The organism is Sphingomonas xanthus (genome assembly GCF_007998985.1).
GTDB lineage: Bacteria > Pseudomonadota > Alphaproteobacteria > Sphingomonadales > Sphingomonadaceae > Sphingomicrobium > Sphingomicrobium xanthum.
This window is the reverse complement of the sequence record NZ_CP041659.1, coordinates 333,351-352,354: the sequence shown is the minus strand read 5'-3', so window position 1 is coordinate 352,354 and position 19,004 is coordinate 333,351. Positions and strand designations below refer to the sequence as shown.

The 19,004-nt window shown below is 63.6% G+C and carries 25 protein-coding genes and 1 other RNA gene; 10 read left to right on the top strand and 16 right to left on the bottom strand.

The features are described 5' to 3' along the window. Positions 1 to 74 precede the first annotated feature (74 nt). The 8 genes from FMM02_RS01680 (at position 75) to FMM02_RS01645 (ending at position 7,734) form a co-directional block, all read left to right on the top strand. Positions 75 to 2,420 carry a chemotaxis protein CheA gene (locus FMM02_RS01680; protein WP_147493242.1) on the top strand — a complete coding sequence of 782 codons (2,346 nt, stop codon included), beginning with the start codon at positions 75 to 77 and terminating at the stop codon, positions 2,418 to 2,420. Then, on the top strand, positions 2,420 to 2,866 hold the full coding sequence (locus FMM02_RS01675; RefSeq protein WP_147493241.1) for a chemotaxis protein CheW: 447 nt from the start codon (positions 2,420 to 2,422) through the stop codon (positions 2,864 to 2,866). Before FMM02_RS01680 ends, FMM02_RS01675 begins: the two co-directional genes overlap by 1 nt. A 55-nt stretch (positions 2,867 to 2,921) precedes the next feature. Further along, on the top strand, positions 2,922 to 3,287 hold the full coding sequence (locus FMM02_RS01670) for a response regulator (protein ID WP_025502836.1): 366 nt from the start codon (positions 2,922 to 2,924) through the stop codon (positions 3,285 to 3,287). A 10-nt stretch (positions 3,288 to 3,297) separates the two neighbouring features. Continuing rightward, a complete protein-coding gene (gene cheB / locus FMM02_RS01665; RefSeq protein ID WP_246104799.1) occupies positions 3,298 to 4,419 on the top strand; it encodes a chemotaxis-specific protein-glutamate methyltransferase CheB in 1,122 nt (373 codons plus the stop codon). Further along, positions 4,410 to 5,261, top strand: coding sequence for a CheR family methyltransferase (locus FMM02_RS01660; RefSeq protein ID WP_246104798.1), 852 nt, complete (start codon positions 4,410 to 4,412; stop codon positions 5,259 to 5,261). The genes cheB and FMM02_RS01660 overlap by 10 nt, the downstream gene beginning before the upstream one ends. A 31-nt stretch (positions 5,262 to 5,292) precedes the next feature. Next, on the top strand, positions 5,293 to 5,973 hold the full coding sequence (locus FMM02_RS01655) for an N-acetylmuramoyl-L-alanine amidase (RefSeq protein WP_147493240.1): 681 nt from the start codon (positions 5,293 to 5,295) through the stop codon (positions 5,971 to 5,973). A gap of 740 nt (positions 5,974 to 6,713) precedes the next feature. Further along, an RNA gene (gene rnpB, locus FMM02_RS01650) (RNase P RNA component class A) lies at positions 6,714 to 7,085 on the top strand. 109 nt (positions 7,086 to 7,194) lie between these two features. After that, the gene (locus FMM02_RS01645) at positions 7,195 to 7,734 is read left to right on the top strand and encodes a J domain-containing protein (protein ID WP_147493239.1); all 540 of its coding nucleotides are present in this window, start codon (positions 7,195 to 7,197) and stop codon (positions 7,732 to 7,734) included. Positions 7,735 to 7,741: 7 nt separating this feature from the next. On the opposite strand, the gene FMM02_RS01640 is transcribed toward FMM02_RS01645, so the two are convergent. Genes FMM02_RS01640 through pspA form a run of 9 tightly spaced genes read right to left on the bottom strand, consistent with a single transcriptional unit; the run spans position 7,742 to position 11,154 of the window. Next, on the bottom strand, positions 7,742 to 8,182 hold the full coding sequence (locus FMM02_RS01640) for a PaaI family thioesterase (protein ID WP_147493238.1): 441 nt from the start codon (positions 8,180 to 8,182) through the stop codon (positions 7,742 to 7,744). Beyond that, a complete protein-coding gene (locus FMM02_RS01635) occupies positions 8,179 to 8,598 on the bottom strand; it encodes a SufE family protein (RefSeq protein ID WP_147493237.1) in 420 nt (139 codons plus the stop codon). The genes FMM02_RS01640 and FMM02_RS01635 overlap by 4 nt, the downstream gene beginning before the upstream one ends. A gap of 20 nt (positions 8,599 to 8,618) precedes the next feature. Next, the gene (locus FMM02_RS01630) at positions 8,619 to 8,864 is read right to left on the bottom strand and encodes a hypothetical protein (RefSeq protein WP_147493236.1); all 246 of its coding nucleotides are present in this window, start codon (positions 8,862 to 8,864) and stop codon (positions 8,619 to 8,621) included. Beyond that, positions 8,861 to 9,145 (bottom strand): hypothetical protein, encoded by a 285-nt coding sequence (locus tag FMM02_RS01625; protein WP_147493235.1) that lies wholly within the window; start codon positions 9,143 to 9,145, stop codon positions 8,861 to 8,863. The genes FMM02_RS01630 and FMM02_RS01625 overlap by 4 nt, the downstream gene beginning before the upstream one ends. After that, entirely contained in the window at positions 9,142 to 9,486 is a 345-nt protein-coding gene (locus tag FMM02_RS01620) for a hypothetical protein (protein ID WP_147493234.1), read from the bottom strand. The genes FMM02_RS01625 and FMM02_RS01620 overlap by 4 nt, the downstream gene beginning before the upstream one ends. A 17-nt stretch (positions 9,487 to 9,503) precedes the next feature. Continuing rightward, positions 9,504 to 9,794 (bottom strand): hypothetical protein, encoded by a 291-nt coding sequence (locus FMM02_RS01615; RefSeq protein WP_147493233.1) that lies wholly within the window; start codon positions 9,792 to 9,794, stop codon positions 9,504 to 9,506. Between the two features lie 20 nt (positions 9,795 to 9,814). After that, entirely contained in the window at positions 9,815 to 10,210 is a 396-nt protein-coding gene (pspC, locus tag FMM02_RS01610; protein ID WP_147493232.1) for an envelope stress response membrane protein PspC, read from the bottom strand. Further along, positions 10,207 to 10,485: an envelope stress response membrane protein PspB gene (gene pspB, locus FMM02_RS01605; protein ID WP_147493231.1), complete on the bottom strand. Its 279-nt coding sequence runs from the start codon at positions 10,483 to 10,485 to the stop codon at positions 10,207 to 10,209. The genes pspC and pspB overlap by 4 nt, the downstream gene beginning before the upstream one ends. After that, a complete protein-coding gene (pspA, locus tag FMM02_RS01600) occupies positions 10,486 to 11,154 on the bottom strand; it encodes a phage shock protein PspA (RefSeq protein WP_147493230.1) in 669 nt (222 codons plus the stop codon). It lies immediately after the preceding gene. A 175-nt stretch (positions 11,155 to 11,329) separates the two neighbouring features. Here pspA and pspF point away from each other — a divergent pair, with 175 nt between their 5' ends. Further along, the gene (pspF, locus tag FMM02_RS01595) at positions 11,330 to 12,376 is read left to right on the top strand and encodes a phage shock protein operon transcriptional activator (RefSeq protein ID WP_147493229.1); all 1,047 of its coding nucleotides are present in this window, start codon (positions 11,330 to 11,332) and stop codon (positions 12,374 to 12,376) included. 42 nt (positions 12,377 to 12,418) lie between these two features. Here pspF and FMM02_RS01590 read toward each other — a convergent pair whose 3' ends face one another. Further along, a complete protein-coding gene (locus FMM02_RS01590) occupies positions 12,419 to 12,988 on the bottom strand; it encodes a urate hydroxylase PuuD (RefSeq protein WP_147493228.1) in 570 nt (189 codons plus the stop codon). Positions 12,989 to 13,139: 151 nt separating this feature from the next. Here FMM02_RS01590 and FMM02_RS01585 point away from each other — a divergent pair, with 151 nt between their 5' ends. Next, positions 13,140 to 13,781 carry a superoxide dismutase gene (locus FMM02_RS01585; protein WP_147493227.1) on the top strand — a complete coding sequence of 214 codons (642 nt, stop codon included), beginning with the start codon at positions 13,140 to 13,142 and terminating at the stop codon, positions 13,779 to 13,781. On the opposite strand, the gene FMM02_RS01580 is transcribed toward FMM02_RS01585, so the two are convergent. From FMM02_RS01580 to dapF, 6 genes are read right to left on the bottom strand one after another with little or no spacing between them, the layout of a single operon-like run. Beyond that, positions 13,778 to 14,539, bottom strand: a complete 762-nt coding sequence (locus FMM02_RS01580) for an ABC transporter permease (protein ID WP_147493226.1) — start codon at positions 14,537 to 14,539, stop codon at positions 13,778 to 13,780. The two genes, FMM02_RS01585 and FMM02_RS01580, sit on opposite strands and share 4 nt — an antisense overlap. Next, positions 14,536 to 15,471, bottom strand: coding sequence for an ABC transporter ATP-binding protein (locus FMM02_RS01575; protein WP_147493225.1), 936 nt, complete (start codon positions 15,469 to 15,471; stop codon positions 14,536 to 14,538). Before FMM02_RS01575 ends, FMM02_RS01580 begins: the two co-directional genes overlap by 4 nt. Beyond that, positions 15,468 to 16,088 carry a septation protein A gene (locus tag FMM02_RS01570; RefSeq protein WP_147493224.1) on the bottom strand — a complete coding sequence of 207 codons (621 nt, stop codon included), beginning with the start codon at positions 16,086 to 16,088 and terminating at the stop codon, positions 15,468 to 15,470. The genes FMM02_RS01575 and FMM02_RS01570 overlap by 4 nt, the downstream gene beginning before the upstream one ends. After that, entirely contained in the window at positions 16,085 to 16,999 is a 915-nt protein-coding gene (gene ftsY, locus FMM02_RS01565) for a signal recognition particle-docking protein FtsY (RefSeq protein WP_147493223.1), read from the bottom strand. The genes FMM02_RS01570 and ftsY overlap by 4 nt, the downstream gene beginning before the upstream one ends. After that, positions 16,996 to 18,195: a tRNA (N(6)-L-threonylcarbamoyladenosine(37)-C(2))-methylthiotransferase MtaB gene (gene mtaB, locus FMM02_RS01560; RefSeq protein WP_147493222.1), complete on the bottom strand. Its 1,200-nt coding sequence runs from the start codon at positions 18,193 to 18,195 to the stop codon at positions 16,996 to 16,998. Before mtaB ends, ftsY begins: the two co-directional genes overlap by 4 nt. Beyond that, complete coding sequence (gene dapF / locus FMM02_RS01555; RefSeq protein WP_147493221.1) at positions 18,192 to 18,992, bottom strand: diaminopimelate epimerase; 801 nt, start codon at positions 18,990 to 18,992, stop codon at positions 18,192 to 18,194. The genes mtaB and dapF overlap by 4 nt, the downstream gene beginning before the upstream one ends. Positions 18,993 to 19,004 lie beyond the last annotated feature (12 nt).

Here is a 19,004-nt window from a genome sequence, read left to right as displayed (position 1 = left end):
GGTTCACGACTAACGCGGCGTTAACTCCTTCCCGCCATAGAGGAACCCAAGCAACTGACTTTGCGTGGGGCCCGATGGACGACCTGATTGCCGATTTCGTCGCCGAATGCCGCGAAATGCTGGAAGCGCTGGGCGGCGAGATCGTCGCCTGGGAAGCCGATCCAGGCGACCGTGCGCGCCTCGATAGCATCTTCCGCTTTGTCCACACCGTGAAGGGCAATTGCGGCTTCTTCGATTTCCCCCGGCTGGAGGCGCTAAGCCATGCAGCTGAGGATGCCCTTGCCGACTGCCGCGCCGGGCGCCGGTCGCCCGACGGCGCGCTGGTCAGCGCGGTACTGGCCGTGATCGACCGGATTGGTGAAATGATTGCGGCGATCGATGCCGGCGAGGATTTGCCATCGGGCGATGACGGCGCCTTGATTGACGCTTTGGCCCCAGGTGCCGAAGGACCCGCAGCCCCGGCGACTGCGATTGCCACCGATGCCAGTCCCAAATTGAGCAGTGCCACGCCGCGCACCATCCGTCTTTCGGTGGAGTTGCTCGATCGGGTAATGTCCGGTGTTTCGGACATGGTCCTGGCCCGCAACGAGCTTGCCCGCCGCCTGCGCGAGGCACCGACCGAAGTGGCCGTCGATGGAGCGTTCGAACGCTTGTCAGGGATCATTGCCGAAATGCGCGACGCGATCACGCGTACCCGGATGCAGCGGATCGAGAATCTGTTCGTCGCCCTGCCACGCATGGTGCGCGACCTGTCGGCAGAACTTGGCAAGCAGGTGCTCGTCGACATCGATGGCGGCGATGTCGAGCTCGACCGCGAAATGATCGAGATGATCCGCGATCCGCTTACCCATATCATTCGCAACGCCGTCGATCATGGAATCGAGAGCCCTGCGGAACGGCTCAAGGCCGGCAAGCGGGAAATCGGGCTTCTGTCCGTTTCAGCGCGCCAATCGGGTAATCAGATCCTGATCGAGATCGCCGACGACGGCAAAGGCATCGACGCGGCAAGGCTGGTCGAGAAGGCGGTCGCCAGCGGGGTTATCGACCACGAGGCGGCACAGAAGCTGTCGCGCGCCGATCAACTCGCCTTGATGTTCGAGGCCGGCCTGTCGACCGCACGCGAGGTTACCGCGATCAGCGGCCGCGGCGTCGGGATGGATGTGGTCCGTTCCAACGTCGAGCGCATCGGCGGCGTGGTGGAGGTCGATTCGATTTCAGGCAAGGGCAGCCGGATGGTGCTGCGCGTACCCTTGACCCTGACGATCATCCCCGCGCTGACCGTGTCTATCGGCAATCAGCATTTCGCCATTCCGCGCTCTGCGATCGAGGAGATCGTCCGCGCTAATGGAAGCAGCGTCACCCTCGACAAGATTGGCGGCGCCGGGGTCGCGACGATCCGCGGTCGCCGGGTCCCCGAGGTTGCGCTGGCCGACGTGCTGGGCCTTCCCAACACCATGTCCGACGAAGACCGGACCCTGGTCGTACTTCGGCCGGCCGGCGGCGACGTCTATGCGCTGGCGGTCGACCGGATCCACGACCATGAGGAACTGGTGGTGAAGCCTGCCGCCCCAGCAGTGATGGCCACCGGACTCTATGCGGGCACGACGCTGGCCGACGATGGCAGCCCGATCCTGCTGTTCGACCCCGCGGGCATTGCCCAGGTCGGCGGCGTTCGGCTTGAAACGCTGGAGCGTGGCGGGCGCGGCATCGAAACGGTGGCCGCCGCCGCCAACGACGATGTTCCGGTCCTGCTGTTCCGGGGGCTCGACGGCGGGCGCCGGGCGCTCCGCCTTGGTGTTGTCGACCGGATCGAGGAAGTCGTTGCCGCCGATGCCATTCGCCCGAGCGCCGGACAGCTTCGCGTCCAGCTTGGCGACGCGATCCTGCCCCTGGCCGGCGTCGACGATCCGGCGATGCTCGAAGGCAAGGTCCGGGTTTTCCGACTGAATGACGGAAGTCACGAGATCGGCTTCGCCTTCCGCGAGGTCATCGACCTGATGAATATCGAAAGCAGCATCATCCCGGCCGATATCCCCGGCGCAGTCAGCGGCGTGACCCTGATCGCGGGTGAGCCTGCCGAACTGATTGACGCGCATTGGCTGTTTGCCGAACATCTTGGTGCCGCAAGCAGGCCCCAGGCGCAGATGGTCTGCCGGCTTCCCGAAGGCGATGCCTGGATGCAGAACATGCTCCGGCCGATCGTCGAGGCCGCGGGTTACCTGGTGATCGGCGAAAGCGACGAACTGATCCCCGATGTCACGATCGTCTCGCAGGGGCGCGACGTCGCGGAGAAAGGAGCCGGCCGTGTGCTTCGCCTGTCGACCGACCCAGAGGCGGCCGACGGCAAGGATAGCATCTATCGCTACGACCGGGCGGCGCTGCTGATGGCGCTGAAGTCGGCGGGCGCAGGGAGGCGTTGATGAACGAATTGCTCCTGATCGTGACCATCGCCGGAAGCCGGGTGGCGCTGCCCGCGGCTTCGGTCGAAAGCGTGGTCGAGCTTGAAGCGCTGATCCCGGTTCCGCGCGCACCGGCCCACGTCGCCGGCCTCTCGGCGTTGCGCAGCCGGGTGCTGACCGTCATCGATTGCCGTTCCTCGCTTGGACTTGGCACCACCCTGCTCAGCGACGGCGAACTTCACGAGGCCGCGGTGGTTGAACTCGACGGACATCATTATGCGCTTACGGTCGATGCGGTCGAGGATGTGGTCGAGGCATTGTCCGAGCCAAGCGCGATCCGTGCCGCGATGGGCGACGGGTGGGAACGGGTATCGCTCGGGATCGTCGAAACCGAAGAGGGGCCGATGCTGCTGGTTGACGTGTCGGCGGTCGTCGCAGGTCCCGGCGCCGAAATCCGCGCCGCTTAAGAGGTTCGTTACCCTTATCGCCTAGACATCGCTCCAAGCCACACGGAAAAGATACATGAAAACCTGCCTCATCGTCGACGACAGCAAAGTGATCCGCAAGGTTGCGCGCCATATCCTCGAGACCCTGGAGTTCCAGGTCGACGAGGCCGGCGACGGGCGCGAAGCGCTCGACCGCTGCGAGGCCAAGATGCCGGACGTCGTCCTGCTCGACTGGAACATGCCGGTGATGAGCGGGATGGAGTTCCTCAAGCTGCTTCGCCAGCGGGGCCACGCCGACCAGCCCAAGGTGGTGTTCTGCACGACCGAGAACGACATGGCCCATATCCGCGCCGCGTTGGAAGCCGGTGCTGACGAATATGTGATGAAGCCCTTCGATCGCGAAACGCTCCATATCAAGCTCCAGCTCGTCGGCGTAGCCTGAGGACGAGGCCGTGAACGGCGCGCTCGCCAATCACCCGGTCGACGACAAGGCCGGGGTCCATCGCCCTGCGCGGCGACCGATCCGGCTGATGATCGTCGATGATTCGATGGTCGCCCGGGCAGTGCTCACGCGCATGATCGACGTCGATGCCGGTTTCGAGATCGTTGGGGTCGCCGGAACCGCCGAAGACGCGATCCTGGCGCTCGGCCAGATCATGGTCGACATCGTTTTGCTGGACCTTGAAATGCCCGGAGTCGGCGGGCTGAAGTCGATCCCCCGAATCCTCGAGGCGGCCAAGGGCGCCAAGGTGCTGATCGTCTCGTCGCTCGCCGAAGAGGGCGCAGAGCAAACCGTTGCGGCGCTGGCGCTGGGCGCCGCCGATACTCTTCCCAAGCCGGGCACCGGTCGCTTCAACGGCCGCTTTTCTGAAGTGCTGCTCGGCAAGCTGCGTGAACTGGGCTACGCCGACCGCGCCTCCGCGCCTGTCGCATCGCCGAACAAGCCGGCCGGGTTGCGTCCGCCGACGCAGGCACCGCTTCGCCTGCTGGCGGTCGGCGCGTCGACCGGCGGCATTCACGCGCTCGGCGCCTTCTTCGCCGGCCTGCCGCCGCAGATTGGCGTGCCGATCCTCGTCACCCAGCACCTCCCGCCGGCCTTCATGCCCGTTTTCGCGCGACAGCTTGCGGCGGCCGCGGGGCGCGAGGCGCTGGTCGCCGAGGACGGAATGAAGCTTCTGCCGGACCGGATCGTGATTGCACCGGGCGAGGCCCACCTCGTCGTCGACGAGATGAACGGCCAGCTGATCGCGCGCCTGCTGAAAAGCCGGGCGTCGAGCGGCTGCATGCCCTCGGTCGATCCGATGCTGGCTTCGGCCGGAGCCGTGATCGGACCGGGCGCTGTGGGGATCATCCTCACCGGCATGGGCCGCGACGGAACCAGCGGATCGACCCGTCTTGTCGAAGCAGGAGGCATGGTCATGGCCCAGGACGAGGCCAGCTCGGCCGTTTGGGGAATGCCCCGCGCCGTCGCCGAGGCAGGGCTTGCTTCCGCTATCCTGCCGCCCGCCAAGCTTGCTCGCCGCGTCGCCAGCCTGATGACCATTGACCTGAGCGACGGCAGCACGTGCAAGTAAGCGATAGTTCAAGCCGGATCCTCGCTGGCCTGCTCGAGGCCCGTACCGGCCAGCAGCTGACGATGAGTCGCCGCTGGCGGATCGAAACCGCGCTCGCCGCCTTGCTGCGCGAACGGGCAATCCCGACGCTCGACGAGCTGATCACTATACTCGTCATGGGCCGGGAGCCGAGCCTCGCCACGCAGGTGGTCGAGGCGCTGCTGAACAATGAAACCTATTTCTTCCGCGACCGGACGCCGTTCGACCTGTTAGCGAAGGCGGCGCTTCCCAAGCTCCAGCAGCTGCGTCACGCGACCCGCCGGATTCGCATCTGGTCAGCGGGCTGCTCGACGGGACAGGAAGCCTATTCGCTGGCAATGATGTTCGCCGAGGACCCGCAGCGCTGGGCCGGCTGGACGATCGACATCGTCGGCAGTGACGTCAGCGAAAGCGCGGTCCGCCGCGCGCGCGACGGTGTCTATACCCAGTTCGAGGTGCAGCGCGGCCTTGGTATCACCCAAATGATCCGCTGGTTCGAGGAAAGCGACGATGGGTGGCGGGCGGTCGAGCCGCTGCGCCGGATGGTCCGCTTTCAGGTCCATAACCTCCTCGAACCCGCGCCGCACCCCGGCCAGTTCGACATCGTGCTTTGCCGCAATGTGTTGCTTTACCTCAACGCCGAGCGGCGCGGGCTTGTGTTCGACCGGATCGGCCAGGCGATTGCGGCGGACGGCTGGCTGATGCTGGGCGCGGGCGAGACAGTGATCGGCCAGACGCGCCGGTTCGAGGCTGACCCGGCCGCGCGCGGACTTTATCGGCTGAACGGGACCGACTCCGTGTCCGCTGTTGCCATGGGGGCTTGACCCGACTCCGGCTGCCATGCGCCATGCGGCGATGGACGTGACGCGCCGCCCTTCGCCCAATTTCGACGATCGCGCGCTTCCCGTGTCGATCATCGTGCTCCATTATACCGGTATGCCCGACGCCGAGGGCGCGCTTGACCGACTGACCTCGCCGGAAGCCAAGGTATCGGCCCATTATTGCGTCAAGGAAGACGGCGAGATCATCCAGCTGGTCGACGAGGAAAAACGCGCCTGGCACGCGGGTAAAAGCTATTGGCGCGGGATCACCGACATCAACAGCGCCAGCGTCGGCATCGAAATCGTCAATCCCGGCCATGAGTTCGGCTATCGCGCCTTTCCTGACGAACAGATCGCGTCGGTCATCCCGCTGGTCGCCGATATTAAGGCCCGGCACGGCATCACCCGCGGCAATGTCGTCGGCCACAGCGACATCGCCCCGGCGCGCAAGGAAGACCCGGGCGAGCTTTTCCCCTGGACGGCGCTGTCTAAGCGCCGGCTCGCGCTGCCCAGCCCGACCCGCGACCTGATGGACCCTTATTGGACCGACGCCGGATTCCTGCTGGCGCTGGAACGGTTCGGCTACGACGTCGCCGACAGCCAGAAAGCGGTCATCGCCTTCCAGCGGAGGTTCAGGCCTGACCTGATCGACGGGATCATCGATGGGGAGTGTCGGGCCAAGCTGCTGGCGCTGCTTTTGCCGAGGCCGCAGTAGGGCGATCCCGCGGTTGCTCGATGGGCAACACCGCTGTCTGCTTTCGACCCATTGCGGACGCTTGGGCCAAGAGGGTATCAATGCTCGTGATGACGCTGAAACTTCTACTCGGAGCCATAACTCTCGGTCTCGCGCTGTGGGCCATGATACACGGTTCGCGGCGGGAAAGGCCCGGCCCAGCCAACAATTGGCAGAACGAGGACCACTTATCGCGGGAGGCCGATGGGACATGGGCCGAAGGCTCAACCTACTCAAAGTTACCTTCACCAGACAGTACGGGCTTGGGTCTTTAAATTACGCTATAGCCGAAGGATCATGGGTGCGGTTAGCGTCCGACTTGCACCCATGTGCGGACATTAGGATTTTGGCGGTTTGGCGCGAAAGCCCTTCATGAAGTTCGAAGTCACAAGCATACCCATTCCGGCGCCAATCGGCGCCCAAATAGGAGCCGCGTAGACGAGGATCCAAAGGCTTTCTTCTACCGAGAGTCCTAGCGCGGCAGCGCCCAAGAGAATTGGCAATCCGACAATTGCGCCAGCCGCAAATATACCAAAGCCTCCCAGGACGAGAAGGATTGCGCCCAAGGCCCAAAGGAGCCGAACGTCCGGAACATTCCACATCGCCTCACAGTGGCGGCAATTGCCGGGCATCGCAATGTCCGCTTTCCACCCATTGCGGACATTCTGCCCCCTGAATTCACCCCTCGAAACCGCCGCAATTAGCTCCTATATCCCCACTCGCCAGGGGACCGGGCGACCGCGGCTTTCGCAAGAGAGGCGAGGAAAGTCCGGGCTCCACGGAATAACGGTGCCGGGTAACGCCCGGCCGGGGGGTTCGCCCCTTGAGGGAAAGTGCCACAGAAAGCATACCGCCGGTCTTCGGGCCGGTAAGGGAGAAAGGGTGCGGCAAGAGCGCACCGCGCGGGTGGCAACATCCGCGGCACGGCAAACCCCACCGGGTGCAAGACCGAATAGGGGCGGCACATGGGCCTGTTCCGGCTCGTCGCCCGGGTTGGTCGCTGGAGGCGAAGGGCAACCTTCGTCCTAGAGGAATGGTCGCCCAGGTGCCTTGAAGGCGCTGGACAGAACCCGGCTTACAGGTCCCCTGGCAAATTTTTTCCGTCATTGCGCGGTGCGCGAGGGACGAAGCCGTCAGATTGGCGCGCCCGGATGTCTGGCGGCGCTCGCCATGGCGGTGATGACAGGATAGGCTCGAATCCAAATGGCCAAACCGACGCGATCCGACGATTGGGGCTTTCCCCGCTGGCGGCCCTATGGGGCAAAGAGCCGCGAAGCGACGCGCGTCCGCCTGTGCGACCGCGAAGGCTGCGGCCAGCCGGGTGACCGGCCCGCGCCCAAGGCGCCCAACAGCCCGGAACGATGGATGTTCTGTGAGGCGCACGCCGCCGAATATAACAAGAACTGGAATTATTTCGCCGGACTGAGCGCCGAGGACGCAGCGCGCCGCGCCGCCGAGGAGGAAAGCGGCGCGTCCGCGTTCCGCAGCAGCGCGCATTATGGCTGGGCCGGGGCGGGCGATGGCAGCCGGAGCCGCGACGAAATGCGCGCGCTCGACGCGCTGGAACTTGAGCCGGACGCGGATTTCAAGGCGATCAAGGCATCCTATCGCAAGCTTGCGAAGGAACTTCACCCCGACGTGAAGCCCGGCGACGAGGCGGCGGCGCTCGCCTTCCAGAAGGTGAAGGCGGCCTATGACGTGCTTCGCAAGGCCGAGGAGCGGCGAACCGGCGCCAAGATCTGAGGAATGGCTAAGGGTTCAGCATGAAGGTGCCGGTCGCCTGGGCGATCGGCCGGTCGGGATCGCCGCCATGGGCGGTGCCGCGGATAAAGGCCACCTGCCGGGTCAGCTTGTAGCATTCGCAGCGGGCTATCACCGTTTCGCCCTTCACCGCCGGACGAAGATAGTCGAGCCTGAGATCGATGGTGACCAGCGGCTGGAAATGGCCCAGCGCCATCCACACCGACGCGCCCCCGCAGGTATCGAGCAGGCTGACGATTGCGCCGGAGGCAAGGATGCCCTGCTCGGGAATGCCGACCAGTTCTTCGCGCCATGGCAGCGCCAGTTCAATCCATTTCTCGCCCGACTGGCGATACTCAAGTCCCAGCGCGCGGCCATGGCCGACCTTGCGCGCCATGGCGAAAAAACTTTCCGGGTCGAATGCGCCAGCAGGGAAGCGCGGGTCGCTCATGCCGAGGCCAACCGGGCGGCGGTATCGCGGACCAGCGCGATCATGTTGGGGACGCCCTGCGTGCGGTTCGACGACAGTTCGCGGGTGAGGTTGAAGGGTTCGAGCATCGCGGTGACGTCCATCGCCGCGACCTCGGCCGCCTGCCTGTCCTGCACCGCTGCGAGGATCAGCGCGACCACGCCCTTGGTGATCGCCGCATTGCTGTCCGCAAGAAAGTGCAGCCGGCCATCGTCGAGCCGCGTCGGATAGACCCAGGTCGATGACGAACAGCCGCGCACCTTCGTGGCATCGGTCTTCAATTCATCAGGCATCGGCTCGAGCTTGCGGCCCAAATCGATCAGGAGGCGATAACGGTCCTCGCTCTCGAGGAATTCATATTCATCGGCAAGGTCGGCAAGGGCGGGCAGGGCGGTCATTCCAACCGCCTAGCTATCGCCTACCGGTCGCGCAATTGCTCGATCTCGCGGCTCAGCGTGTCTTCCTTCTCGACCGCGATCCGTTCGAGCACGTGAATCCGCTCCTTGAGTTGCTTCACCTCGTCGCGAAGGCGAAGGGTTTCCGCCTGGTCCTGCCGTGACAGATCGCCTTCGGTTTCCCGACGGGAATGGCCATATCTGGCCTTCAACACCGTGGCGATCATCACCGACACGACGATGATCGCGACCATTTCAAAGGGGTTCACTGGACCTTGTCTCCCTTTCCGAGGCGCGGGGCGCGAAGTGCCTCGATCTGCGCGGCGGTTTCGAGTCCGCCGTCGGTGACGATTTTTTCCAATACTCGGACACGCGCTTCAAGCTCGGCGTTGGACGCTGCATATTGCGCAGCACGTTCGGCGGCCTGGCTGGCCTCGAGCTCGACCCGCCTTTCCTTCAGCTTGAACCAGCGTCCCAGGATCAGGGTCAAGGCAATGACCGGCAAGCCGATGACGATGAGGGCGACGATGGCTTCGCCGGGACCAATCATGCCCGGCCTCCCTTGTCGATCGCCAGCCGGTCGATTTCCTGGGCGAGCAGCGACGGCTGGTCGGTTACGATCCGCTCGATGGTTTCCATGCGATCCTTCATCGACCCGATTTCGGCGCGCAGCTGCGCATTTTCCGTGGTGAGCAGCTTGATCCGCTCCATCGCTTCCTTGTCGGACTTGGGGTGGATAGCCATGCCCCAGCTATTCTGCAGCGGATAGCCGTTCTTGATGCGCAGCCAGGTGTGGAGCAGCGATCCTCCAACGCCGAGCGCGACGATCGCCACGATCGCCGGCAGCAGCTGGATGACATAGTTGAAAATCTGGGCGAGTTCGGGGTCCATATCCGCTTCCCTCCTGCTTAGCGCAGCCGCTCGATATCGTCTGCCAGCTGGCGTGACGGATCTGTGGCGATGCGTTCAAGTACCTTCAGCCGCTCCTCAAGCTTGCCGACGGTCGACTTCAGCTGCGCATTTTCGGCAACCAGCTCGCGGACGGACTGATCGTCGGCCGGGTCCTTGCGATGAACGGTGTTTCCCCAGTCGTCGGTCAAGGGATAGCCATGCTTGGCGCGTATCGCGGTGGTGATGACCCATGCCCCCATGCAGATGGCGACGATTACAAGGACGAACACGGGATTTCCGAAACTCATTCAACTTCCCCCTAAGCTTCCTAGCGCAGCTGCTCGATCTCGCGCGCGAGGCTGCGGTTCTCGGTGGTGACATAGCTTTCGATATCGGCCAGCCGTCGGTCGATGTTGCGCATCCGGCTGCGGATGTCGCGGGCGGTGCGGGCAGGCGATTGGCGTACGCCCTGCCAAAACCGCTGATGTTCCTCGTCCCGCTGGTCCTCGAGCGCAAGCTCCCGCGGCTTGTCGTCGGCGATGAAGCCGGCGATGAAATAGATCGGCAGCACGCTACCGCCGCTCATGACCACCGCGCTGACGAACATGATGCGCACCAGCGTCACGTCGAGACCGGTGTAGTCGGCAATCCCGGAGCAGACGCCCATCAGCTTGCCGTGGCGTTTGTCCAGGTAGAATTTGGTCCGGCTGGGAGGCTGGATCATTGGTCATACTCCCCGTCCGACAGGAGCCGCTGGCGGTCGGTTTCGGGCAGGCACTGCTGCCGCCAGTTGGGATTTTCCGCGGTCATGATCCGCTCGATCGTACACAGCCGGTCGTCGAGGCGACGAGCGGCGTCATGCAACTCGTCGAGCAACTTCTCGTCCGATCCGGTCAGCGTCGCGGCAGTCTTCCAGCGGGTGATGTAATGGAACACCAGCCATGGCAGGCCGATGAACAGCGTCACGATCGCAATAAACGGTACAACAATCTCTTCCACTTATGCCCCCTTGGCCTTGAGTGCAGCCTTCATGGCTTCAAGCTCGGCATCGACCTTGTCGGTCGCCTTGAGCTCGGCAATTTCCTCTTCGAGGCTTTTCGGCCCGGTCATGCCCAGCGCATCGGCGCGACCTTCGGCGAAGTCCGCGCGGCGTTCGAGCTGTTCGAAGCGCGAAAAGGCGTCCTCGGTGCGGCTGCCGTTGAGCACTTCGCGGGTACGGGCGCGGGTGACCGCGCTTTCGATGCGGGTTGCGATCGCATTCTGGCGCGCCCGCGCCTCTCGCAGCTTCCCCTGCAGCTTGGCAATGTCCGCCTCATAGCTTTTCAGGGTCTCCTCGATCGACGCCAACTCGGCCTTCAGCCCCTCGGCCATGTCGGCCGCCTTTTGCCGTTCGATCAGCGCCGCCTTGGCGAGATCGTCGCGGTCCTTGCTGAGCGCCAGCTCCGCCTTCTCCGTCCAGCTGGTCTGCAGGTCGCTGAGGCGCAGTAGTGCGCGCTTCATTTCCTTGCTGTCGGCGATCGAACGGGCGGCCGAAGCGCGAACCTCGACCAGCGTTTCTTCCATTTCCAGGATAATCATGCGGATCATCCGTGCCGGATCTTCGGCACGGTCGAGCAGCTCGGTCATATTGGCTGCGAAAATATCCCGCGTGCGGGAAAAGATACCCATAGAGGCACTCCACTAAACGGCCCTGTTACTTTTCATTTATGCATCCATCATGCCAATATTCCAAGAAAGCCGAATTTCTTAGAAAATTACCATTTTTCGATGAACGGCGGACTGAAATATCTTGCCACATGGTGGGATTTGCCACCACATATTGGCTCATCCGGGAAGGGATTTTTTGGAACGCGCTAATCAATTTGTCGGCCAGAGTCTGGCGTTCCTCGACGCGGTCGAGCGAGCGAGCCGGGCGGCTCCGCTCAACCGTCCCGTGCTGGTGATCGGCGAGCGGGGCACGGGCAAGGAACTGATCGCCGAGCGGCTCCATCACCTGTCGTCCCGATGGGCCGGGCCGCTGGTGACGATGAACTGTGCCGCGCTGCCTGAAAACCTGATCGAGGCCGAACTATTCGGCCATGAAGCCGGAAGCTTTACCGGCGCCGCGAAAACGCGACATGGTCGGTTCGAGGAAGCCGATGGCGGGACGCTATTCCTTGACGAACTGGCGACGCTTTCGTCGCCCGCGCAGGATCGCCTGCTTCGCGCCGTCGAATATGGCGAGGTAACGCGGATCGGCGCGTCGAAGCCGATCCAGGTCGATGTCCGGATCGTCGCCGCAACCAACGAGCATCTGCCGCGGCTGGTCGACCAGGGGAGGTTTCGGGCCGACTTGCTGGACCGCCTGTCGTTCGAAGTCGTGACCTTGCCGCCGCTGCGCGCGCGCCAAGGCGATATTCCGTTGCTTGCCGAACATTTCGGAAGGCGTATGGCGGTCGAGCTCGACTGGCCCAATTGGCCGGGCTTCACTGACAAGGCGCTGCGCGAACTGGAAAACTATCGCTGGCCGGGCAATGTCCGCGAGCTTCGCAACGCGGTCGAGCGTGCGGTCTATCGCGCCGAGGATCCCGAACGCGAAATCGATACCATCCAGTTCGATCCCTTTGCCTCGCCCTGGGTGCTCGACCCGGACAGCGCCGGGGCGGTCGAGGTGGCGGCTTATGGCCATGGCACGGCGCCCAGTGGGGAACGGGCGGCCGGGCCAGCGCCGGTCGAGGTCCCCGAAGACCTGCGCGCGGCGGTCGCCGCTTATGAGAAGCAGATTTTGGAAGAGGCGCTGACCCGTAACCGTTTCAACCAGCGCACGACTGCAACGGCGCTGGGGCTCACCTACGACCAGCTGCGCCACGCCCTCAAGCGGCACCAGCTGTCTGCATCCGCACCGGAATAGGGGCATGCCGGGACGGTCCGTCCCGGCAAGCCTCCGGCCCGATCAGCCGCCGAGCGGGCTGAAAGTGGTCATTGCGTAGAGCATCGGGATCGACAGCAGCGTGTTGATACGGCTTGTCAGCATCGCGGTGCGCGCCGAGCTGGCCTTGGTCGCGTCGTCGGCTTCAACCATCCCGAGCGCCTTTTTCTGGTTCGGCCAGATGATGAACCAGACGTTGAATGCCATGATGATCGCCAGCCACATGCCGATGCCGATCAGCCGATAGCCTTCGGCATAGGTCAGCGATTCGACCAGGTAACCATTTGACCAGGCAAGGATCAGTCCGGTGAGCACGGTCAACGCCGCACCCCAGCGGAAAAAGAACAAGGCCTTGGGAGCGATATATTTGCCGACCGCCGGTTTCAGTTCCGCCGGGATCGAAGGCATCGTCGGTATCTGCACGAAGTTGAAATAGTAAAGCAGGCCGATCCAGGTGATGCCGAAGAAGACGTGAAGCCATTGCAGCATCGCACTTTCGGTCAGCGTGTCGGCGTGGAAACCCATCATCAGGCCAATCGCGGCGACCAGCCCGACCAGCATTACGAGGTGAAGGTTTTCAAGTAATTTACCCATGCTATCCCCCTTGTGGTCCGGCTCCCCAGCCGGCCGTTTCGGGTCCGTTTAGAACTGGCTCCGCCCACTCGGCAAGCGTTTCGAAAAAATGTCGGAAACAGGCCCAGTTCCGCGCGTTCGGTTAATGACCCTTTTCAACCGGAGAATAGACATGGCCTTCACCCTCCCTGACCTGCCGTTCGCCAAGGATGCGCTTGGACCGCATATGTCGGCGGAAACGCTAGATTATCACCACGGCAAGCATCACAAGGCCTATGTCGACAAAACCAATGGCATGCTCGCCGAAAAGGGTCTGGAGGGCGCCTCGTTGGTGGAAGTGATCAAGACCGCCAAGGAAAAGGGCGACAAGGGACTTTTCAACAATAGCGCCCAGATCTGGAACCATAGCTTTTTCTGGCAGTGCCTGGCCCCAGAAGGCTCGACCCGCCCGTCGGGCAAGTTGCGGGACATGATCGCGTCCGACTTCGGCGAAGAGCAGAACCTGCTTGAAAAGCTTGCCACTGAAAGCGTCAACCATTTCGCCAGCGGCTGGGGCTGGCTGGTGCTGAATAATGGCAAGCTTGAGATTACGTCACTCCATGACGCCGACACGCCGGTCGTTCATGGCATGACCCCGCTCCTCACCATCGATGTGTGGGAACACGCCTATTACATCGACTACCGCAACGAACGTCCGCGCTTCGTGAAGACCGTCCTCGAAAATATCGTCAATTGGGACTTCGTGGCCCAAAATCTTGACGGAAAGGGCATCGAGCGCGCCGACCAGGGGGCACGGGCCAAGGCCCACGCCTAGTTTTTGAGCCGGTAGCCCGAGCGGAAGATCCAGATGATGGCGGCGAGCGGCGCAAGGATTGCCGCCGCCATCACTGCCACGCTGCTCCAAAGCGGCACGTCGGCGATCCCGAAGAAAGTCCAGCGATAGCCTGAGACGAGGTAGAGAATGGGGTTCAGCAGTGTCACTGTCCGCCATGGCTCACCGATTGCGCCGATTGAATAGAAGACGCCGCCTAGGAAGGTGAGGGGCGTAACGATCAGCAGCGGGATGACCTGCAGCTGCTCGAAATTCTTCGCCCAAATGCCGATCGCGAAGCCCAGCAGGCAGAAGCCGACCGAAATGACAACCAGGAACAGCAGCATGAGCAGCGGATGATCGACCTTGACGTCGACAAACAATGTCGCAGTCGCCAGGGTTACCAATGCTAGGATCACCGCCTTGGTCGCGGCCGCGCCGACATAGGCGGTCACCGTTTCCAGCGCCGACAAGGGCGCCGACAAAATCTCGTAGATCGTCCCGGTGAATTTGGGGAAGAAAATGCCAAAGCTGGCGTTCATGATCGCCTGGGTCAGCACCGAAAGCAGGATCAGTCCGGGAACGATGAAGCTTCCAAAGTCGATCCCGGCCATGTCGCTCATCCGGCTGCCGATGGCGGAGCCGAACACCAGGAAATAGAGCGAGGTGGTGATCACCGGGGTCACCAGGCTTTGCCAGAGCGTTCGGCCCCAGCGCGCCATTTCGAAGCGATAGATGGCTTTGATCCCGATCAGGTTCATGCCGCTTGCTCCCCCTGGATCAGGCTGACGAAGATATCCTCTAGGCTCGACTGGCGTGTCGCGATGTCCCGGTAGCCGATGTGCAGCTCGTCGAGCCGCCGCATCAGCTGGGGAATCCCGTTGCGTTCGGCGTGGCTGTCGAAACGATAGCAAAGGGTATGGCCGTCATCTTCCATCCCGAGCTGCCATTCGGCGAGACCTGCAGGGATTTCGGACAACGGCTGGTCCAGGCTGACCTTCAGCGTTTTCTGACCCATCTGGGCCATCAGCGCGTTCTTGTCGCCCAGCGCGACCAGCTCCCCCTTGCGAATGACGCCGACCCGGTCGGCCATCTCCTCGGCTTCTTCGATATAATGGGTGGTGAGGATCACGGTCGTGCCGTCGGCACGCAGCTTTCGGACCAGGTCCCACATGTCGCGGCGAAGTTCGACGTCGACGCCGGCGGTGGGTTCGTCGAGGAACAGGATGTCCGGTTCATGCGCCAACGCCTTGGCGATCATGACCCGGCGCTTCATCCCTCCCGACAGCTCACGCATTTCGGACTTGCGCTTGTCCCACAGCGTCAGACGGCGGAGGATGTCTTCAACCTTCGCATCGTCGCGCGGCTTCCCGAAAAGCCCGCGCGAGAAGCTGACCGTGGCCCGGACGCTTTCGAAGGCGTCGGTGGTCAGTTCCTGCGGGACGAGGCCGATCCGCGTCCGCACCCGGCGGAAATCCTCCTGCCAGTTGCGTCCTTCGACCAGCACCTGTCCCTCGGTCGCAGTGACGATCCCGCAGACGATGTTGATGAGGGTGGTCTTGCCCGCGCCATTGGGCCCAAGCAGTGCAAGAATCTCGCCCCTGCGAATGTCGAGGTCGACGCCTTTCAGCGCTTCGGTCCCGTCGCCATAAGCCTTGCGCAGGCCTTGGATGCGGATCAGCGGTTCAGTCATTCAACAGGTCCGGGTTCGGCCGGTTTGGTCTCCTCGGCATTGAGGCCGTGGCGAAGAAGCATCGGCACATTGGCGATTGCGAACAGGAGGGTGGCGGGGATCACGCCCCACAGTTTGAAGCCGATCCAGAAGTCGGTGGTACTGTTCCGCCAAACCGCTTCATTGACCACCGCCATCACCGCGAAGAAGACCGCCCAATTGCGCGACAGCTTGTACCAGCCGGTCTCCGTGAGCCCGGGATAGGCGCTTCCCAGCACCAGTTTCAGCAATGGCCGTCCGGTCGCGAGACCGAAGGCCAGCAATCCGGCAACCAGCCCATAGTAGATCGTTGGCTTGACCTTGATGAAGGTCTCGTTCTGCAGCCAGATGGTGAGACCGCCAAGGATCACCACCATCACGCCCGAAAACAGCAGGAGGGGGGATACGTAGCGGTAGCGCACGGCGGCGAAGACCAGCGCGGCGACCATTGCCGCCATGAACGCCCCTGTGGCCACGAAAATCTTGATTGGGCCGGGGACAGGGGCGAGGAAGTTGACGAGGAAGAAGACCAGCAGCGGACCGATGTCGATCAGCAGCCTCGCGGTCCCCGCGGGCTCGCGGTTTTCGTTGATCTTCATGACGGCAGGCCTGCAATTGCGCGGGCAACTGCCCGAGGATCGAACGGTCGCAAGTCATCCACTCCTTCGCCGACTCCGATCGCATGGATCGGCAATCCGAATTTTTCTGCAGCCGCGACCAGCACACCGCCGCGGGCCGTTCCGTCGAGCTTGGTCATCACCAGGCCCGTAACGCCGGCAAGGTCACGAAAAACCTCAATCTGGTTGAGGGCATTCTGTCCCGTGGTCGCGTCGAGCACGAGGATGATGTCGTGCGGCGCTTCGGGGTTGAGGCGGCCAAGGACGCGGCGCACCTTCGCCAGTTCGTCCATCAGATGCGCCTTGTTCTGAAGGCGGCCGGCGGTGTCGACGATCAAAGCGTCGATTCCTGTCGCGGTCGCCTGCTTGACGCCGTCGAAGACGATGCCGGCCGCGTCACCGCCCTCCTTGCCGGCGATCACCGGCGCGCCGATCCGCTCGCCCCAAATCCGCAATTGTTCGATCGCCGCGGCGCGAAAAGTGTCGCCCGCCGCCAGCAGCACGCCATAGTCCTGCTCCTGGAGTAGATGACCGAGCTTGCCGATCGTGGTGGTCTTGCCCGACCCGTTGACGCCGATCACCAGGATGACATGGGGGCGAGGGAAGCCCCAGACATCGAGCGGCTTTGCCACCGGGGCCAGGATCTTCTCGATTTCCTCCGCGAGGATGGTGCGAAGCCCGCGCTCGTCGAGCTGGTCGTAGCGACGCGCGGCAATACTGTCGCGGATTCGTTTCGACGCCTCGGGACCAAGGTCGGAGGCGATCAGCGCTTCCTCGATATCGTCGAGAGTCGCGGTATCGAGCGCCTGTTCCTTGACCAGTCCGGTCAAATTCTCGCCAAGCCGATCCGCCGTTTTCTTGAAACCGCCCGTTAGGCGTTCGAGCCAACTCATTCAAAAATCCCAACAAGCAAATCGCCGTCCCGCTCGACGATGCGGGCAAGACCCTCGTCGCCTCGCCGAGATCCGGCAATTCGGATGGGGGCAAAACCGTCGCTATGCCCCTTTTCACCATTCTCGATCAGCACGCGCTGGCTGCTGCCCTTCAGCCGGTCAAGCCACGCCGTGCGCCGAACCGCAGCGGCCTCGCGCAGGCGAGCGGCGCGCGCCTTGACCAGTTCGCGCTCCACCTGCGGCATTCGCGCCGCGGGCGTATCCGGCCGGGGCGAGAATGGAAAGATATGGGCGGCAACGATGTCGCAATCGTCAACCAGTCGCAGGGAATTGCGCGCCTGCTCCTCGGTTTCGGTAGGGAAGCCGGCGATGAGGTCGGCCCCGATCGTCACGTCGCCCCGCGCCATCTTGAGCCGCTCGACCGTCGCGATGGCCTCGGCCCGGCTATGCCGACGCTTCATCCGCTTGAGGATCAGGTCGTCTCCGGCCTGCAGGGAGAGGTGGAAATGCGGCAGCAGCCGTGGCTCACCCGCCACCAGCTCCATCAGCGCATCGTCGATTTCGATACTGTCGAGCGAGGAGAGGCGGAGCCGCGTCAGGCCGGGCAAGTCGGTAAGCAGGCGCTGGCAAAGCGGCCCAAGGGCGCCATCGTAACTGGTAATGTCGACGCCGGTCAGCACGATCTCCCGGGCGCCGGCGTCGAGTTCGCGGGCGATAGCGTCGCGCACGGCGGCGTAAGGCAGCGAACGGCTCCGTCCGCGCGCCTGCCAGATCGAGCAAAAGGTACAGCGATGGTCGCAGCCCGTCTGCACCGCGACGAAGCTCCGGACCCGGGAAAGAAAGCCCGCGGCGACGGGCGGCGCCGATGCCGCCGTGACGTCACTCACCTGCAACCTGTTTTCGCTCGTATAAGCCTCGGGACGGAATTTGTCGGCGTTCCCTAGCACCTTGCTGACCTCGGGCATCGCCGCGAAGCTTTGCGGGTCGAGCTGTGCGGCGCATCCGGTGACGATAATTCGCCGGCCGGGCCGATCGCGGTGGGCCCGGCGGATCGCCTGGCGCGTTTGGCGGACCGCTTCATTGGTCACCGCGCAGCTGTTGATGATGATGGCATCGTCGCCCGCCAGCGATCGCATCGCCTCGCTCTCGGCGAAGTTGAGCCGGCAGCCGAGGGTAATCGTGTCGGCGCCCATCAGACGAACTGCTCCAGGTCGATTTCGCCCTTGAAGACATGGGACGCACTGCCGCGCATGCGGATCGGCTCGCCAGCTGCCCAGCCGATGGTAAGCTCGCCGCCGCGCATATGCACCCTAACGGGCGAGGCGACCTTCTTGCGGACGATCGCCGCGACGGCGGTTGCGCAGGCTCCGGTGCCGCAGGCCAGCGTCAGCCCCGCGCCGCGTTCCCACGTCCGCAAATGAATCTCGCCATCGCGGATGCTAGCGACATTGACATTGATCCGCTCGGGAAAGGCCGGGTCATGCTCGATCGAAGGGCCGAGACTGTCGAGGTCGATCGCCGCCGCATCGTCGACGAAGAAGACGAGATGGGGGTTGCCGACCGACAACGCCATCGGGTGGTCGAGCGGACCCCAGCCGAGCGGCAGCCGGGCGGTATCCATCGGATAGTTGAGTGGGATTTCGTCCCAGGCGAAGTGCGGCGGTGGAAGCGTCACCTCGATTTCCGCGCCGATCTTCCCTCCCTCGACGATCCCGCCTCCCGTTTCCAGGGTGCCGGCGCCCGTCAGCGCAACGACGCATCGCGATGCATTGCCGCAGCTTTCGACTTCGCCGCCATCATGGTTCCAGATGCGCATCCTGACGTCGGCATGTTCCGACGGCTCCAACAGGATGAGCTGGTCGCACCCGATCCCGAGGTGGCGGTCGGCAAGCGCCTTGGCCAGCGCGGGGGTCATCTCGATCGGCTGCTCGCGCCCGTCGAGCACGACGAAGTCGTTCCCCAGCCCATGCATCTTGTGGAATTGCCGCTTCACGCGCGCCGACTT